General features: G+C 56.5%; 15 protein-coding genes. 5 read left to right on the forward strand and 10 right to left on the reverse strand.

What is annotated here, in order from left to right; genetic code table 11:
* Positions 1 to 79 precede the first annotated feature (79 nt).
* The gene (locus tag KHU29_RS01400; protein ID WP_211450906.1) at positions 80 to 1,273 is read left to right on the forward strand and encodes an aminotransferase-like domain-containing protein; all 1,194 of its coding nucleotides are present in this window, start codon (positions 80 to 82) and stop codon (positions 1,271 to 1,273) included.
* A 140-nt stretch (positions 1,274 to 1,413) separates the two neighbouring features.
* On the opposite strand, the gene parC is transcribed toward KHU29_RS01400, so the two are convergent.
* The 3 genes from parC to KHU29_RS01415 form a co-directional block, all read right to left on the reverse strand.
* Positions 1,414 to 3,732 carry a DNA topoisomerase IV subunit A gene (gene parC, locus KHU29_RS01405; RefSeq protein ID WP_211450907.1) on the reverse strand — a complete coding sequence of 773 codons (2,319 nt, stop codon included), beginning with the start codon at positions 3,730 to 3,732 and terminating at the stop codon, positions 1,414 to 1,416.
* Between the two features lie 25 nt (positions 3,733 to 3,757).
* A complete protein-coding gene (locus tag KHU29_RS01410; RefSeq protein ID WP_211450908.1) occupies positions 3,758 to 4,663 on the reverse strand; it encodes a lytic transglycosylase domain-containing protein in 906 nt (301 codons plus the stop codon).
* A 185-nt stretch (positions 4,664 to 4,848) separates the two neighbouring features.
* The gene (locus KHU29_RS01415) at positions 4,849 to 6,840 is read right to left on the reverse strand and encodes a DNA topoisomerase IV subunit B (protein ID WP_211450909.1); all 1,992 of its coding nucleotides are present in this window, start codon (positions 6,838 to 6,840) and stop codon (positions 4,849 to 4,851) included.
* Between the two features lie 304 nt (positions 6,841 to 7,144).
* Between KHU29_RS01415 and KHU29_RS01420 the strand changes: the two genes are divergently transcribed.
* A complete protein-coding gene (locus tag KHU29_RS01420) occupies positions 7,145 to 7,984 on the forward strand; it encodes a response regulator (protein WP_211450910.1) in 840 nt (279 codons plus the stop codon).
* Positions 7,985 to 8,089: 105 nt separating this feature from the next.
* On the opposite strand, the gene KHU29_RS01425 is transcribed toward KHU29_RS01420, so the two are convergent.
* Entirely contained in the window at positions 8,090 to 9,259 is a 1,170-nt protein-coding gene (locus KHU29_RS01425; protein ID WP_211450911.1) for a vWA domain-containing protein, read from the reverse strand.
* 39 nt (positions 9,260 to 9,298) lie between these two features.
* On the reverse strand, positions 9,299 to 10,153 hold the full coding sequence (locus tag KHU29_RS01430; protein ID WP_211450912.1) for an AAA family ATPase: 855 nt from the start codon (positions 10,151 to 10,153) through the stop codon (positions 9,299 to 9,301).
* A 155-nt stretch (positions 10,154 to 10,308) separates the two neighbouring features.
* Between KHU29_RS01430 and KHU29_RS01435 the strand changes: the two genes are divergently transcribed.
* The 3 genes from KHU29_RS01435 (at position 10,309) to KHU29_RS01445 (ending at position 13,792) form a co-directional block, all read left to right on the forward strand.
* Positions 10,309 to 12,606, forward strand: coding sequence for a site-specific recombinase (locus tag KHU29_RS01435; protein WP_211450913.1), 2,298 nt, complete (start codon positions 10,309 to 10,311; stop codon positions 12,604 to 12,606).
* Positions 12,607 to 13,105: 499 nt separating this feature from the next.
* Positions 13,106 to 13,426 carry a c-type cytochrome gene (locus KHU29_RS01440; protein WP_211450914.1) on the forward strand — a complete coding sequence of 107 codons (321 nt, stop codon included), beginning with the start codon at positions 13,106 to 13,108 and terminating at the stop codon, positions 13,424 to 13,426.
* A 12-nt stretch (positions 13,427 to 13,438) separates the two neighbouring features.
* The gene (locus KHU29_RS01445) at positions 13,439 to 13,792 is read left to right on the forward strand and encodes a c-type cytochrome (protein WP_211450915.1); all 354 of its coding nucleotides are present in this window, start codon (positions 13,439 to 13,441) and stop codon (positions 13,790 to 13,792) included.
* Positions 13,793 to 13,918: 126 nt separating this feature from the next.
* Here the strand turns inward: KHU29_RS01445 and KHU29_RS01450 are convergent, their stop codons facing one another.
* From KHU29_RS01450 to KHU29_RS01470, 5 genes are all read right to left on the reverse strand, one after another.
* Positions 13,919 to 14,344 (reverse strand): DUF1841 family protein, encoded by a 426-nt coding sequence (locus KHU29_RS01450; protein ID WP_211450916.1) that lies wholly within the window; start codon positions 14,342 to 14,344, stop codon positions 13,919 to 13,921.
* Between the two features lie 5 nt (positions 14,345 to 14,349).
* Positions 14,350 to 15,072, reverse strand: a complete 723-nt coding sequence (locus KHU29_RS01455; protein ID WP_211450917.1) for a VIT1/CCC1 transporter family protein — start codon at positions 15,070 to 15,072, stop codon at positions 14,350 to 14,352.
* A gap of 4 nt (positions 15,073 to 15,076) precedes the next feature.
* A complete protein-coding gene (nth, locus tag KHU29_RS01460; protein WP_211450918.1) occupies positions 15,077 to 15,727 on the reverse strand; it encodes an endonuclease III in 651 nt (216 codons plus the stop codon).
* On the reverse strand, positions 15,724 to 16,476 hold the full coding sequence (gene rsxB / locus KHU29_RS01465; protein ID WP_211450919.1) for an electron transport complex subunit RsxB: 753 nt from the start codon (positions 16,474 to 16,476) through the stop codon (positions 15,724 to 15,726). Before rsxB ends, nth begins: the two co-directional genes overlap by 4 nt.
* Before the next feature lie 113 nt (positions 16,477 to 16,589).
* Positions 16,590 to 17,825 carry a polyhydroxyalkanoate depolymerase gene (locus KHU29_RS01470; RefSeq protein WP_211450920.1) on the reverse strand — a complete coding sequence of 412 codons (1,236 nt, stop codon included), beginning with the start codon at positions 17,823 to 17,825 and terminating at the stop codon, positions 16,590 to 16,592.
* Between the last annotated feature and the right edge of the window lie 199 nt (positions 17,826 to 18,024).

Here is an 18,024-nt window from a genome sequence, read left to right on the forward strand (position 1 = left end):
TGCAATCCGGTTTGAGTTTCGGCTCAGGCCGGGCAATTGACAACAGTCACTCAGAATAAGATCACTTGAAGAGAATTGTATGAAAATCGAAAATCCAACACCGCTGCAATGGCATTTTTCGCAGCGCGCACAGAAATTGCAAAGCTCGGCGATCCGTGAAATCCTCAAGATCACCATGCGCCCGGAAATCATTTCCTTCGCCGGCGGCCTGCCGTCGCCGGCCACTTTCCCGGTCGAGCAATTGAAAGTAGCGTTTGACAAAGTGCTGTCGGAACAAGGCAAGGTTGCTTTGCAATACGGTCCTACCGACGGTTATGGTCCGCTGCGCGAGTGGGTCGCCAATTCCTTGTCGACCAACGGCGTCAAGATCATGGCGGATCAAGTCATGATGACTTCCGGTTCGCAGCAGGGCCTGGATTTGCTGGGCAAGGTATTGATCGACGAAGGCAGCAAGGTGTTGGTGGAAACGCCTAGTTACCTGGGTGCTTTGCAAGCCTTTTCCCTGTATGGTCCTGAGTTCGTCTCGGTGCCTGCCGATGACGGTGGCCTGATCCCTGAAACCGTGGCGACTCTGAGGCAGGGCGCACGCATGTTATATGCATTGCCTAATTTCCAGAATCCTACCGGCCGCACCTTGTCGGTAGAGCGCCGTCACGCCCTGGTAGACATCTGCGCGCGTCTCGGCTTGCCGCTGATCGAAGATGATCCTTACGGCGCACTCAGCTATCGCACCGAACCGTTGCCGAAGATGCTGAGCATGAATCCGGGCGGGGTGATTTACATGGGTTCCTTCTCGAAGATCCTGACGCCGGGGATACGCCTGGGTTACGTGGTAGCGCCGCGGCCGCTGATCGAGAAGCTGGAGCAAGCCAAGCAAGCGACCGACCTGCATACCGCGCAACTGACGCAAATGGTGGTGTACCAGACTATCAAGGACGGTTTCCTCGATCAGCATATCCCGACTATCCGCAAGTTGTATTCGGATCAGTGCGACGCCATGCTGGATGCGCTGAAGACCTATTTCCCGGCCGGCACCAGCTGGACCAGGCCAGAAGGCGGCATGTTTATCTGGGTGACTTTGCCCAAGCATATCGACAGCATGAAATTGCTGGACGAGGCAGTGGCGCAGCATGTAGCGTTTGTGCCGGGCGGGCCGTTCTACGGCAACACGCCGGAACAGCATACCTTGCGCTTGAGTTTCGTGACCGTGCCGCCGGCAAAGATACGCGAAGGGATCGAGCGGCTGGGTAAGCTGATCGCTTCTAAAATCTGATTCTGCAGTTGCGTAGGGTGGGCAGGATTTTCCGCCCACGCGGATGGTTGCATCTCTGCATGGGCAGAAAATCCTGCCCACCCTACATGGCATACGTAGCCAAATGAAAAAAGCCGACTTCAAGCCGGCTTTTTTCATTTTCAGGTCTGCGCAGTCAGCGTCGACGGTTTCAGTTTCGATTCCAGCATTTTCCCTTTGCGCGCCCGCTTGCCGATATGCGGCGCCAGTCCCGATGCCGACAGAGCCACTTGTTGCGCCTTGCCGCCACGGCCGATGCCAGTCACCAGCACACCGCGCTGGCTGATCGGCTGTGCCGCCAGCAATTTCTCGTTGTTCTCCAGTTCCATCAGGATCACACCGCGGCCGCCATTGCTGAGCGTTTTGCATTCGTCCAGGCCGAACACCAGCAACCGGCCCTTTTCCGACAGGCAAGCGATGGCGCTGGCGCCACTGGTCAATGCCTGCGGCGGCAAAGGTAGATCGCCCTCATCCAGCGTGACATACGATTTGCCCGCTTTCACCCGGCTCAGCATATCGCCGATCTTGGCGGTGAAACCGTAGCCGCCTGAGCTGGCCAGCAGCAACATCAGATCGGATGGGCCGGCAAAATAGTGCAGTATGCTGCTGCCGTTAGCCAGGTCGATCAGGGTAGTGATAGGCACGCCGTCGCCGCGCGCATTGGGTAAGCTCGCCACCGATACGGAGTAGATGCGGCCGTTGGAGCCGAAGGTCAGCAGGTTGTCGACGGTACGGCATTCGAACGCGCCGTACAAGGTATCGCCGGCTTTGAAACCGAACTGGCTGGCATCATGGCCGTGGCCGGTACGCGCCCGCACCCAGCCCTTTTGAGAAATGATGACAGTCACCGCTTCATCGACGATCCTGGTTTCCACCACAGCTTTTTCCGCTGCTTCGATCAGCGTACGGCGGGCATCGCCAAACTGCTTCTGGTCGGCTTCGATTTCCTTGATAACCAGGCGTTTCATCGACGCCGGATTGTCGAGCAAGTCGACCAGCGTCGCTTTTTCATTACGCAGCTCAGCCAGTTCCTGCTGAATCTTGATCGACTCCAGGCGCGCCAGCTGACGCAAGCGGATTTCAAGGATGTCTTCGGCCTGGCGATCGGACAGGTTGAACGCCGTAATCAGCGCCGGCTTCGGCTCATCCGATTCGCGGATGATCTTGATGACCTTGTCGATATTCAGCAAGATCGCTTCGCGGCCTTCCAAGATATGGATGCGGTCTTCGATTTTTTGCAGCTTGAACTGCGAGCGGCGGGTAATGGTAGTGAAGCGGAAGGCGATCCACTCGCGCAAGATCATGCCCAGGCCCTTCTGGCGCGGACGGCCATCGCCGCCGATCATCACCAGATTGATCGAGGCGCTGCTTTCCAGCGAGGTATGGGCCAACAGCATGTTGGTGAATTCGGTCTGGTCCAGGTTCTTCGATTTCGGCTCGAACACCAGGCGCACCGGCGCATCGCGTCCCGATTCGTCGCGTACCGTATCGAGTACCGACAAGATGGACGTCTTGAGCGCCAGCTGTTCCGGCGTCAGGGTTTTCTTGCCGAGCTTGATTTTCGGATTGGTCAGCTCTTCGATTTCTTCCAGGATCTTTTGCGAGGAAGCGCCAGGCGGCAATTCTGTGACTACGGCCTGCCATTGGCCACGTGCCAGGTCTTCGATTTTCCAGGTGGCGCGCACCTTCAGGCTGCCGCGTCCGCTTTCGTACATCTCCGAAATTGCAGTGGCAGAGGTAATGATCTGGCCGCCGCCGGGGAAATCGGGACCGGGAATGATTTGCATCAGTTCGACATGACTTAAATTCGGGTTGCGGATCAAGGCAACCGCTGCCTTGGCGACTTCCTGCAAATTGTGCGATGGAATTTCGGTAGCGAGACCGACCGCAATTCCGGAGGCGCCATTCAACAATACAAAGGGCAGGCGCGCCGGCAGCAGTTTCGGTTCTTCGGTGGAACCATCATAGTTGGGCTGGAAGTCGACCGTGCCCATGTCGATTTCTTCCAGCAGCAATCTGGCGATGGGCGTCAGGCGTGCCTCGGTATAACGCATCGCCGCAGCGCCGTCGCCGTCGCGCGAACCGAAGTTACCCTGGCCGTCGACCAGCGGATAACGCAGCGAGAAATCCTGGGTCATGCGCACCAGGGCGTCATACACCGATTGATCCCCGTGCGGATGCAACTTACCCAGCACATCGCCGACCACCAGCGCCGATTTGCGCGGCTTGGCGGCGGCGTTCAGGCCGAGTTCGCTCATCGCGTAAAGGATGCGGCGCTGCACCGGCTTCTGGCCGTCGGAGACATCGGGCAAGGCGCGTCCCTTGACTACCGAAATGGCGTAGTCGAGGTAGGCGCGTTCAGCGAAAGTGGCAAGGGTTAAGGATTCAGCGTCCGGGGTTGGTGCATCTGGCGTAGCAAACAGATCGTTTTGGTCGGTCATGGAGAGTCGGTGTTTATTCTGGTATTTATTCGATAAAAGGTGTTGCCGCTGCGGGCATTGCTACAGCTGGCGGAATAGGTGTCGCGGCTACCGGCGGCATGTCGGCCGGCATGTTGCTGCGCCCGGGGATCACCAGGCGGATGCGCTTCATGCCGGCAGTGCGGCTGTCAACCCGGCTGTCAACCCGGCCGTCAACCCGGCCGTCAACCTTGCCATCAGCCGGCTGTCCAAATGCCGGTTTGTACAATTGATAAAATTGCCGCACCAGTTGTACATACATACGTGTTTCAGGATACGGCGGCACCTTGTTATTGTACTTTTGTACTGCGCCTTCGCCGGCGTTGTAAGAGGCAATCACCAGCTCTTGCTGGGCCGGATAGAGCTTCAGCAAATCGCGCAGATAGCGCGCGCCCAGGCGGATATTGGTACGCGGGTCGGTGAGTTTTTGCTGAATCGGTTTTTTGTTGTCGCCGGTCAGGCCATAGCGTTCAGCCGTGGCCGGCATGATTTGCATCAGGCCGATCGCGCCTTTCGGCGATACCGCACCGGGATTGAAGCCGGATTCAGCGGCCATCACCGCCTTCAGCAACGCTGGCTCCAGCGCAAACTCTTGCGCTGCCTGGTCTACCATCGCTTCGTATTTTTTCAAATTCGGATGTTGCGACAGGTAGCGAAACAGCGGACTGCTACGCACCTTCGGATCGAGCGGCTTGACGCTGCCGGGGGCTAGCTGGGATGAGTCGAAAAAGCCGTCGCCGCGGATGAAAAGTTGATAACGGTTATCCAGTTTCTCAGTCGAGAAATGTCCCATGCCATCCGCATCGATATAGCCGAAGATATCCGCGCGCGCGCTGCCGACCGTGGTCAGTAGTGCGAGCGTCAGCAGAGTACCTGTGAAAAATCGGCTCAAATGATGGCGGAGTTGCTTCATTGTTACTTTAAGTGGTCGGAGCTGCGGATGAGCGGCAAGCTGAGTTGAGCTACAGAAGCGGTGATGCGTACAACTGCGCAGTATAGCCGCGTAAAACTCCGACCATGATAATACGTTTTGCCGATACGGATGGCTGGCACCGATAAAGGCGCCATAGTTATTAAAGGGAAATTTTTTAAATACCTTTAAATATCCGCCTCGGCCTCATTCCCATGCTCTTCGATCCAGGCCCGGCGTGCCGCAGCTTCGCCCTTGCCCATCAGCATATTGAAGCGGTTCTCCGACGCTTCCAGGTCGAAATTGCCGAGCGTGACCGGCAGCAACCTGCGCGTATCCGGATTCATCGTGGTTTCCCACAATTGTTCGGCATTCATTTCGCCCAGGCCTTTGAAGCGGGAGATAGACCAGGCGGTGTCCTTGACGCCGTCCTTGCGCAATTTATCTTCAATGGCTTCCAGCTCGCCATCGTCCAGGGCATAAATCTTCTGCGCCGGCTTCTTGCCGCGTGCCGGAGCATCGACCCGGTATAGTGGCGGCCGGGCGATGCAGATATTGCCGCGATCGATCAATTGCGGGAAGTGGCGGAAAAACAAGGTCAGCAATAACACCTGGATGTGCGAACCGTCGACGTCCGCATCGGACAGGATGCAGATCTTGCCATAACGCAGGCCGCTGAAATCGATGGTGTCGGCTTTGCTGTGAGGATCGACGCCGATGGCGACCGCGATATCGTGGATTTCATTGTTGGCGAACAGCCGGTCGCGCTCTGTTTCCCAGGAATTCAGCACCTTGCCGCGCAACGGCAGGATCGCCTGGAATTCCTTGTCGCGGCCCATTTTTGCCGAGCCGCCGGCGGAATCGCCCTCGACCAGGAACAGTTCATTACGGGTGATATCGCTGGATTCGCAATCGGTCAGTTTGCCAGGCAGCACGGCAACCCCGGAGGATTTTTTCTTTTCGACTTTTTGTGCCGAACGCAGGCGGTTCTGGGCCTGCTTGATCACCAGATCGGCCAGTTTCTTGCCGTATTCAACGTGTTGGTTCAGCCACAGTTCCAGCGCCGGACGGGTATAGGTGGACACCAGCCGCACCGCATCGCGTGAATTCAAGCGTTCCTTGATCTGGCCCTGGAATTGCGGGTCCAGCACCTTGGCGGACAAGACGAATGAGACGCGCGCAAACACATCTTCCGGCAACAGCTTGACGCCCTTAGGCAGCAGCGAATGCATTTCGACGAAACTTTTGACGGCACCGAACAAGCCTTCGCGCAAGCCGGATTCATGGGTGCCGCCGGCTGAAGTCGGGATCAGGTTGACATAGGATTCGCGCACGATGGCGCCGTCCTCGGTCCAGGCGACTACCCAGGCCGCGCCTTCGCCTTCGGCAAATCCTTCGGCGTCGGCATTGGCGTATTGCTCACCTTCGAACAGGGGAATCAGTGGCTCGGCATTCGAGGATTGCGCCAGCGATTCCATCAGATAGCCGCGCAAGCCTTGATCGTATTGCCAGGTTTGGCTATCGCCGTTCTTGGCGTTCAGCAGCGTGACCTTGACGCCAGGCAGCAGCACCGCTTTGGAGCGCAGCAAGCGCTGCAATTCCGGTTGCGAGATCGCCGGCGAGTCGAAATATTTGGGATTCGGCCAGGCGGTGACGCGAGTACCCGATTTCTTGTTGTCTTCACGGCTGAGTGGTTGCGATTTCAATTTTTCAATCACATCGCCATCGGCAAACACCATGTGATGCATGCCGCCTTCGCGCCAGACCGTGATTTCCAGACGTGAGGAGAGGGCGTTGGTGACCGAGACGCCGACCCCGTGCAGGCCGCCGGAAAACGAATAGGCGCCGCCGCTGCCTTTGTCGAACTTGCCGCCAGCGTGCAAGCGGGTAAATACGATTTCTACCGTCGGAACTTTCTCTTCCGGATGCATGCCGACTGGAATGCCGCGGCCATCATCCTCGACGCTGACGCTGCCGTCGGTATTCAGTGTGACCAGGATATTCTTGCAAAATCCGCCGAGAGCTTCGTCCGAGGCATTGTCAATCACTTCCTGAATGATATGCAGCGGATTTTCGGTGCGGGTGTACATGCCCGGGCGTTGCTTGACCGGCTCCAGGCCCTTCAGTACACGGATCGATGATTCGCTATAGTCAGATTGCGGTGATTTTTTGGTTGCCATTCAGTTGGGATGAGTTAAATATAAATTATTGGTTTGAGGCTAATTTGAGACGCATTGTCAATCGATGCATAGATTACTCGTTATTATCCCTGCGCATTCTAATGAAAAAGCCGTTCGCTTGCGCATGCAAGGTGCGTTAAATGAAATATATCAATCAAAGACGTCAGGGATGAATCGCCCATTCTATTGATGGTTGGCAATAAAATGTTGTTGTTTTGCACAGTATGTTGATAAAAATAAAAGTTACATAAAGACACTGGTATCATATTTTTGCCAGCGTTCGCGCAGCAGGGGAGCATAAAAAATGAAAAACCATAACGCACCATTTGCCATCCGATTCATTGGATTTTCTGCGCGCGAAATCAATATTTTCGACGCCACTTTTTCGGTCGAGCAAAACCGCCCGAGACAATATTACCGTTTGTCCGCAGACAGCCTGCAGGAGCCCGATCTGTATCTGGTGAACGCCGACGATCTGAAAGCCCTGGCGACCCTGGCCGATATGGAACCGAACAACCTGCGGCCAGTCTTGCTGGTGGGCGCACCTCAGGTGGAACTGCCGTTTGCCACCGTCGAGCGGCCGATACGCTGGCTGAAATTGTTCGACGCGCTGGATACCTTGATCGAACGGCGCTTGATTATGCTTGCCAAGCAAAATCGCGCTAATGGAGCATTGCTCAACAGTCTGCCGGAACGTCGCCGGCGTGAACGTCTCGACCTGGATTTGACCGACCCGCTTGAATATGAGCGTATGCGTAGCAAATCCCCGCAGAGCGATCGTATCCTGGTGATTGATGAACAATCGACGTTTCGCGACGACCTGGCAGTTACCATGGCCGATCATGTGGTGCCGGTCGAGTGGGTCGGCAGTCCCGAGGCGGCCGCAGAGGTTTATACGCAGCTAAGCATCTCGGTGGTGCTGATCAATCCGCAACTGACGCGGTTTGATCCCTATGATTTGTGCAGCAGCATCAAACAACAGCATGAAAGCACCAGGATTGCGGTTATTTTCCTGATTGACAAAGACTTCGCCTACGACCATGTGCGGGCGCAGCAGGCCGCATGCGACGGTTTTCTGAGCAGGCACCTGGATCAGTCGCAGATATTGCTGGCGCTGGGGAAATTCTTGTCGTTGCGGCGGTAAAAGACACTGCGGAAACCGCGGAAACAGCAGAAAGTACAGTAACTGCAAGCAGCAACGCCGCGAACCACAATTTCGTATCGGCTTTATTTGCAGGTGGTTTGCCGCTTATTTACTTAACAGGCGCATGCCGCGTTCCAGGCCATCCATAGTCACCGGAAACATGCGGTTGCTCATCAACTGGCGGATCACTTCCACCGACTGGCGATATTGCCACAAGCCTTCCGGTTCAGGATTGAGCCAGATGAACTTGGGGAAAGCCTTGGTGAACCGTTGCAACCATTCGGCGCCGGCTTCTTCGTTGTTATATTCGACCGAGCCGCCAGGCTGCAGGATTTCATATGGGCTCATGGTGGCATCGCCGACGAAGATCAGTTTGGTGTCCGGCGTGTACTTGCGCAAGATATCCCAGGTCGGGAAGCGCTCGGCATGGCGGCGCTGATTATTTTTCCAGACGTAATCGTAGACGCAATTGTGAAAATAAAAGAACTCCATGTTCTTGAATTCGGTCTTGGCGGCAGAAAATAATTCTTCGGTACGGGCAATATGGTCGTCCATGGTGCCGCCGACATCCAGCAGCATCAGCACCTTGATATTGTTCTTGCGCTCGGGCCGCATCTTGATGTCGAGGTAGCCGGCATTGTTGGCTGTAGCGCGTATGGTATCGTCCAGCGCCAACTCTTCTGCTATACCTTCGCGCGCGAACTTGCGCAATCGCCGCAGGGCTATCTTGATGTTGCGTGTGCCCAGTTCGAGGTCGTCATCGTAATCGCGGTAAGCGCGCGCATCCCAGACTTTGACCGCAGTGCGATTGCCGCCGCTACCACCGATGCGGATCCCTTCCGGATTGGCGCCGCCATGGCCGAACGGCGAAGTGCCGCCGGTGCCGATCCATTTATTGCCACCTTCGTGCCGCTCTTTCTGTTCTTTAAGCAGTTCTTGGAGGCGATCCATCAGTTTGTCGTAACCGAATTTCTCCAGCTGCGCCTGTTGCTCCGGCGTCAATTCGCGTTTGATGCGCTGGATCAGCCATTCCAACGGGATTTCGGCGTTTTTCTCGAAGACGGTCTGGATGCCTTTGAAGTAGCGCCCGAAAGCCTGGTCGAATTTATCGAAATGGGCCTCATCCTTGACCAGCGTGGTTCGCGCCAGATAATAAAAATTATCCAGCGTAGGCGCAATGACGTTGCGCTGCAGCGCTTCCAGCAGAATCAGGAATTCCTTAATCGACACCGGAATTTTGGCGTCTTTCAAGGTGAAGAAGAAATCAATCAGCATGGCGTGCTTTGCTTTATCTATGACCGTTATCTATCGCAGTTACCTATTCTTCCGGGCCATGAACACCAGGCGTTCGAACAAGTGCACATCTTGCTCATTTTTTAACAAGGCGCCGTGCAGCGGCGGCACCACGGCCTTGGAGTCGCTGCTGTGCAAGGCTTCCGGAGGAATGTCCTCCGCCAGCAACAGCTTGAGCCAGTCCAGCAGTTCCGAGGTCGACGGTTTCTTTTTCAGTCCCGCCACATCGCGTACCTGGTAGAAGGTTTCCAGCGCCTGCGCCAGCATGTCTTTTTTGAGATTCGGGAAATGGACGTTGACGATATCCTGCATGGTCGATTTGTCGGGGAACTTGATGTAATGGAAGAAACAGCGGCGCAGGAAAGCGTCTGGCAATTCTTTCTCATTATTCGAGGTGATGATGACCAGCGGACGGTGCTTGGCACGCACCATTTCACGTGTTTCATAAACGTAAAATTCCATGCGGTCGAGTTCGCGCAGCAAATCGTTAGGGAACTCAATGTCGGCTTTGTCGATCTCATCAATCAGCAACACCACTTGTTCGTCTGCGTTAAATGCCTGCCACAGGACGCCTTTGACAATGTAGTTGTGAATGTCCTTGACCCTGGCGTCTCCCAGTTGCGAATCCCGCAGGCGCGATACGGCATCGTATTCGTACAAGCCTTGCTGTGCTTTCGTGGTTGATTTGATATGCCATTGCAGCAACGGCATGTTCAAAGCGGCGGCCACTTCTTCTGCCAGCATGGTTTTGCCGGTACCCGGCTCACCCTTGATCAACAGTGGTCTTTGCAATGTCAGTGCTGCATTGACGGCTAGTTTCAGGTCGTCGGTGGCGACGTAGCCGGGGGAACTTTCAAAACGTGTCTCTGGTCGCATTGTCGTTAGTGATGAGGAAGCAATTAGGAAGTAAGGCCGAGTATATAAGGTCGAGTATAAACGAGATGGCCGATTGGCTGGCCAGGCTCTCAACTCAAGAAGGGTTGTCTTGATGAACAGATAACCACATCCTCACCGTTGTAAAAGATTAGCCAATGAAAATTCTGTTTCTCCGCTTGCGGGTAATGTGGCGCCGGTTTCGACATGGCGAGCGGCACCTGCAAACCGATAGCCGGCAGTACGCCACGCAAGTCGACGCTTTGATGCGCCGCGCCAATCCATTTTATTCCTGGCAAGAGCGCGCTAACTGGATTATCGATATTGTCCAATGGCTGCGCCATGTCCCCACGGTGTCGATGCTTGACGACGACGCCAGGTTGCGAGTCAAGCAACTGCGTCTGGCTTTTTTGCTGGAGTGGCTGGATGGTAACCGCGACGTACGCCGGGTAGTGCAGGCCACGTTGCAGAAAACCATGCGCGAGGCTGCCGGGCCTGAGCTTTTTTGCGCCACCGGCTTGCCGAATGAACCCGCGTTCTTTAGCGAGCTGACGGAACACGCCATCAAGCTGGTGCTACCGAAACCGCCGTTCGAGGCGGATTTGTCATCCTTGTTTACCGCCTTGTTTCCCACCACGGAAGATGCCGACTGGCTGCTGGCGCTGGATACCCGGAGCGTGGCGAAAATCTGGAAGCTGATCGCCGATGACGGTATCGCGCACAGCTATCAGCAGCAGATCGATGAAGCGTTGGTCTATCTGGCTGCAATGATCCTGGCGGACGGCATCAGCAAGGCGTTTCGCCAGAAGCTGGACCCCAAGATGCCGTTGCAGGCAACCCCGTTCATGGTCTTGCGGCGCGAGCTGGAAACCTATTTATACGTCAGCCCAAGGGACGAAGCCGCCTTGCGCAGCGTGCGTATGCTGATTGCCGTCTGCCAGGCGCAGACGGACAGGATTTACGCCCACCTTGACGAGCATGGCGTGTCGGTCAGCCTGGTCTACCGGGTCGAGCGCATGCGTGCGCAGTTGACGCGGATGGCGTTGCTGACCGATCTGCGCTCGGCGATTTACAACACGGACAGCCAGGGTACGGAATCTGGCTCAAGCGCGGACTCAAAGGCGGGCTCAGAATCAGGCTCACAACCCGGCTCACAACCCGGAGCCGGGCAGATCCAGGCTCTTCTAGGCGATCTGATCGCCGCGCATCATCAACGCTCCTCGGTGCGCGGATTGATACGGCGCAGCTTCTCTTTACTGGCGCGCAAGATGGTCGAGCGCAACGCCGATCATGGCGAGCATTACATTGCACGCGATAGCAAGGAATACCGGACCATGCTCAAGGCCGCAGGCCGCGGCGGTGTCATTACGGCGTTTACGGTGCTCGGAAAATCGCTGCTCTCGACGGTCGGTGCGGCCCGGTTTTTTGAAGGGATATTCGCTTCCCTGAATTATGCCGCCAGCTTCATGCTCATCTCTGCCGTGGGCGGCGTGCTGGCCACCAAACAGCCGGCGGTGACGGCGCCGGTGCTGGCCTCCAAGATGGGGCAACTGGATACGGTAGAGGGTTTGCGCGCGCTGTTGAGCGAAATCGCCTTGTTGCTGCGCTCGCAAGCCGCCGCCGTGTTCGGCAATCTGATGGGGGTTGTTCCTGTGATGCTGTTGATATCCGGCCTCATCATGCTGACAACCGATGCACCCATGATGACGGCGGACCATGCCGGCGCCAGCCTGCACAGCCTGTCCGTAATCGGCCCGACGCCATTGCTTGCCGCTTTCACCGGGATCTTGCTATGGTTGTCGAGCCTGGTGTCGGGTTTTACCGACAACTGGTTTGCACTGCGCCGTCTGCGCGAAGCGCTGACCCATCAGCGGCGCCTGGTATTCGTGCTGGGAGCGATGCGGGCCGAGCGCTGGGCTGGCTGGCTGGATCGTAATGTGGCGCAGATTGCCGGTAATGTTTCGCTTGGCTTGCTGCTGGGGATGACGCCGGTCCTGGCGCAGTTTTTCGGTTTGCCGCTGGATGTGCGTCATGTGACGCTGGCCACGGGTACGCTGACTGCCGCCGCCAGCAGTCTTGGCTGGCAGGTGCTGGCGGCGCCGCAATTCTGGCTGGCGATAGCCGGGATTGTCAGTATCGGCGTGTTGAATGTCGGCGTGTCGTTTGCCTGTGCACTGACCATGGCCTTGCGTGCACGTAACGTGCCGGCGCGTATAAGGCGGCTGGTATTCCGGGCGGTATTGCGCCGTTTCAGCGCTTCGCCGCGTTCCTTCCTGTTTCCGGAGCGGGCTCCCGAACCGGCTCTCGAATCGGCGGTATCGATACCGGAATCATCTCCGCTACAGGCAGATACCGTTGATACCGTCAGCGGCGAAGCCCCTGAACGCTCCGAGCCTGCGCTGCCGCCGGAGCCATCCCCCGCACCGCAGCGCCGGCCCGGCAGGCGTCATGGATAAGGCGGCCGGCGTACCCGGCAGCATCGGATAGCGCCGGCAAAACCAGCCAACCCCGCAGTAAACGACTGTCGCGAGATCGTCGCGGGTTGCGATTTTGCCGTTGCCGGGCGTGGACTGTGCATGTTTCTTGGGGTAAAATTAACCGGTTTTGGTGTGGGGTGGCGACGGCAGTCGGCGTCGGCAAGGCTACCTTTTAGTAAATACGGCAGTGATGCGGCAGTAATACGGCACTACCGCGGCAGTAACGCGGCGATATACGCAGCAAGGTATAGGGACTATATCTGTTGCCTGTGCTGTATTTCTTGCAGTATTTAAGGCAATATTCGCGGCAAGTTCGCAATAAAAGGGACCACGAAAAACCGTAGTGAGCGGTGCAGGGTCGGCAGGAGACGCTTAGCTGTGCAGCAGTGCAGTGAGTATCGTCGCGCCGGAATTGCGGCCGCAGCACAGGTTTGGCGTAGTTCCTTAAACCGGTTTCGCTACAAATTACCCAGCTAATATGAAAAAACTAATTGCACTTCTCGCGCTCGCGAGTATTGCCAACCTGGCCGCAGCTGCGGACGTGGTCGGCAACGCTAAGGCAGCTGAAAACAAGGTATCAATGTGTATCGGCTGCCATGGCATCCCCGGCTATAAAGCTACCTTCCCGGAAGTCTATCAAGTGCCTATGCTTGGCGGCCAGTCGGCGAAATATATTGTGAGTGCGCTAAATGCCTATAAAAAGGGTGAGCGCAAGATGCCAACCATGCGCGGTATCGCAGCCAGCCTGTCCGAACAAGACATGGCGGATATTGCAGCATATTATTCGCAGCAGAAATAAGGGATCCACACAATGAAAAAGATTTTTGCTGGCGTGGTGTTTCTACTTTCCACTAGCGCATTTCTGAATGCTCATGCAGCCGGAAATATCGCAGCAGGTGAAGCCGCTGTGAAAAAATATTCCTGCGCAGCCTGCCACGGCGCCGATTTCCATACCCCGATCGATCCTAGCTATCCGAAGCTGGCCGGCCAGCCGCAAGATTACCTGCAGCATGCCTTGATTGCCTATCAGCGTGGTAGCGACGGTCCTAATGGCCGCAGCAATGCGATCATGGGCGGCCAAGCCAAGGCCTTGTCGCATCAGGAAGTGCAAGATATCGCTGCCTACCTGCATAGCCTGCCGACAACGCTGGTACTGCGTAAGTAAGATTACGCAAGTAAGATTGCGTAAATGAGTTTGCACAAGTAAGCTCTACCCGTCGCCGGATAACAAAAAAACCACGCAATCGTAATTGCGTGGTTTTTTTCATTCATCTGCATGCATGCAGGCAGGCTACACACGCTTCCTGACGCAATCGATATAGGCGGCGCCGTCCGGTGGCAGGCCGCTGCGTTGCGAATTCCAGATCATCTCGCCCAGGCACTCCATGATGTGATGGTGCGCTTCATGCTCCGATTGCAGGCGCTGCGTCAAAGCGGTGGCTGCGGCGCGGATGCCGGGTGGCTGGTCGATCGAGATCTGTTCGGCGATCGACAGATGCATGGACAGATGCAGGAAAGGATTGGTCTGGCCGTTTTCGACCGAGTAATCGGCGCTCAGCGCGGCTTCTACATCTTTCAGGTCGTCGGCATACTCGGGATGCTGCTGCAGCCAGTCGCTGGCGATGGCTTCCAGCGGCGTGAGTATTTCTCCGGCCTTATGTTTGAGATAGGTTTCGCAGAAAAAACGTCGTACGTCGTCTTGGGATGGATTGAACATGATGATTAGCTGATCAGTCTGGCGATGCCGAAAGCGGCGGCAGCGGCAAGGCCGCCCACCATCAGGGTTTGCAGTGCTGAATTGAGCGCGCCGGTGCCGGTCACGCTGCCTTTCAGGTAGCCGAAGATAAACAGCGCGAGAAGAGTGACCGCGGTGGAAGCAGCGAGAGCTTTCGGAATCGAGGTCATCAGCATGTATGGCGCCAGCGGAATCAGGCCGCCAACCAGATATGAAAGTGCGATAGTCATGGCACTTTTTCTGGCTGCGGCCGGGCGTGGTTCTTCCAGGCCGAGTTCAAAGCGCATCATGAAGTCGCGCCATGCTATCGGATTACGTTCCAGTCCGGCCAGCATCGGTTCGCACTCCTGTTTCGTGACGCCGTATTGCGCCATGATATCGATCACTTCTTTGCGCTCGCGATGCGGCACATTGAGGATTTCCTGCTCTTCGCGCTCGCGTTCGGCGTAATAGTGCTGGCGCTGGGTGCGTCCGGCCAGGTAGCCGCCGAGGCCCATGGCGATCGAACCGGCAGCGATTTCCGCAACGCCGGCGGTGACCACGATGTCGATACCGACGGCGACGCCGCTGATGCCGGCTGCCAGTGCAAACGGCACGGTCAGGCCGTCGGCCATGCCGATGACGATATCGCGCACAGTGTCGCTGGCTTCGAAATGATGTTCGGTATGCGGATGAGAGTGGGAATGAGAATGGGAATGAGGTTGTTGCATGGATTTATATCCCTTTTTCCGGCAATGGTGTTTTAGCCTTGAAGTCGCACAGGTCGGCAATGTTGCAGTTCCAGCATAGCGGTTTGCGGGCGATGCAGGTATAACGGCCATGCAGGATCAGCCAGTGATGGGCGTCCAGCAGGAATTCGGCGGGCACCAGTTTCATCAGCTTCTGCTCAACCGCATCGACATCCTTGCCGGGCGCGATGCCGGTACGGTTGGCAACCCGGAAGATATGGGTGTCGACAGCAATCGTCGGTACCCCGAACGCAGTATTCAATACCACATTGGCCGTCTTGCGGCCGACACCCGGCAAGGCTTCCAGTTGTTCACGGCTGCGCGGCACGTGGCTGTCATGCAATGCAACCAGCATACGACAGGTTTCGATCACGTTCTTGGCTTTGGTGCGATACAAACCTATGGTCTGGATGTACGGAATCAAGCCGTCGACGCCGAGCGCATAGATTTGCGCCGGCGTATTAGCCACAGGGTACAGCTTGCGGGTCGCCTTGTTGACTGAGACATCGGTGGCTTGCGCCGACAGGATCACCGAGACTAGCAGTTCAAACGGCGAGGTGTATTCCAGTTCGGTGGTTGGATGCGGCATGGCGGCGCGCAGGCGAGTAAAAATTTCCCGGCGTTTTTCGGCGTTCATGGCACGTCCTTGGTGTTTTTGTTGTCCTTGATTTCCTGCTGGGCTTGTTGTTCTTTCTTCAGGCGGGCGCGTTCGATAGCTGCCTGGATGATCGCTTTCCTGCGCAGCTGTTCAGCTTGCTGCTCTGGCGTTGCAGCAGATTCGGCTGCGACTGCCTTCAGTTTCTCGGCAGCCTTGGCCGCCAGGCGGGCATCGTTTTCGCGCTTTTCGCGTACCAGCCTGATTACATGGAAATCGTGCCGTGCGCGGGCGTCATCAGCCTGTTGCTGGGTCCACGCGTTCCAGCCGGTATCCGCTCCGCTGACATCGACCATGGTGATGCAATCGACCGGGCAAGGGGGCACGCACAGATCGCAGCCGGTACACAAGTCGTTGATCACCGTGTGCATTTGCTTGGCGGCACCGACGATGGCGTCGACCGGACAAGCCTGGATGCAAAGCGTGCAGCCTATGCAGGCCGCTTCATCGATGACTGCCAGCGGACGCGGACGTTCGACGCCATTGGCCGGATTCAGCGGGATGAGCGGTTGCTGCAACAGTTGCGCCAGCCGGGCCACGCCTTGCTGGCCGCCCGGCGGACACTGGTTGTAGCTGGCGCTGCCGTCGGCGATGGCTTCGGCGTAAGGACGGCAAGCCGGATAGCCGCACTTGGTGCATTGGGTCTGCGGCAGCAGCGCTTCAATGCGGTCGGCGAGGGAAGGTGAGGGCAAGGCCGGCACTGGCGGCGGGGAACTGGATGATGACAACATGCCGCTATTATCCGAGTAAACCGGCGGTGCGCCAAGGCGGCGCGCCAAATAAAAAACCGTTCCTGGTGAAGGAACGGCTTTTGCAGCGGATTTATCGTACTCGGCAGACGAAGTTAAGCGTTGTCCTTAATAAAGGTCGTAATTTTCGGACAAATCACTTCACGCCAGCGGCGGCCGGAGAAAATCCCGTAGTGGCCGCATTTCTCGGCAGTGAAATGTTGCTTTTTGGCTTTCGGGATGGAACTGCACAAATCATGCGCAGCCTGGGTTTGTCCGGAGCCGGAAATATCGTCCAGTTCGCCCTCAATGGTCAGCAGGGCGACAGTCTTGATATCCTGCGGCCGCACCAGCTTGCCTTCGACTTCCCAGGTGCCGTGGGGCAGTGCGAAATCCTGGAACACGGTCTTGATGGTATCCAGGTAGTACTCGGCTGGCATATCCAGCACGGCGTTGTACTCGTTATAGAATTTGCGATGGCTGTCGGCCGATTCGTTGTCGCCTTCGCGCAAGTGCATGTAAAAATCCCAATGGCTTTGGGCATGGCGGCTTGGGTTCATCGCGACAAAACCGGCATGTTGCAGAAAGCCTGGATATACCTTGCGGCCAAAACCCGGGTAGTTGGACGGAACGCTATAAATGACGGTGTTCTCAAACCAGCTGAACGGCTTTTCGGTGGCCAGGTTGTTGACGTCGGTAGGCGATTTACGCGGATCGATCGGGCCGCCCATCATGGTCATGCTCTTCGGCAGATGGCTATCCTTGGCGCTGGCCATCAGCGCAATCGCGGCCAATACAGGGACGGTCGGCTGGCAGACTGAAATCACATGCAGGTCCGGACCCAGCTGGCGGATGAAATCCTGCACGTAATAAATATAGTCATGCAAATGGAAGGCGCCGTCGCTGGCCGGCACCATGCGGGCGTCGGTCCAGTCGGTGATGTAGACATCGTGCTTCGGCAGCAGGCCCTGCACGGTATCGCGCAGCAGCGTTGAGTGATGGCCGGACAATGGAGCGACCAGCAGCACAGTCGGCTGCTTGAGAGCGGAGAATTCTTTGTTGCTCAAGTCTTTTTTGAAATGCAGCAGGCGGCAAAACGGCCGCGTGACAGCAACTTCTTCGATTATCCCGACTTGTTTATCGTTGATCAGCGTGCTGTCGATTTCGAACTCAGGCTTTTCATATTGCTTGCCGAGACGGTACATCAGTTCGTAGCCGGCGGCGATACGTTGTGCGAACGGGGTATGGGCCAGCGGCGAGATCGGATCGGTAAAGAGCCTGCTGCCGGCGTCGGCCCATTGCACCAGCGGATGAATTAAAGACCGTTGGAATTCGTGAAATTGATAAAGCATGCATTGCCTCTTGGGTGATCCAGTACAACGTAAGTTGTTTAAAATGCAACTTACCTGTTATTTTATCTTATGTAAGGAAATATCGCAGAATTCCTGTAGTTTGACAACGGCGGCAAGCAATAAAATAGTGTAAACGATTTGCTCGCAAATATAACAGGTTACCGCTACCACGGCATGAGGGTTTTTCGGCTGAGGTTTA

The organism is Collimonas antrihumi (assembly GCF_018304965.1).
Taxonomy (GTDB): Bacteria; Pseudomonadota; Gammaproteobacteria; order Burkholderiales; family Burkholderiaceae_D; genus Collimonas; species Collimonas antrihumi.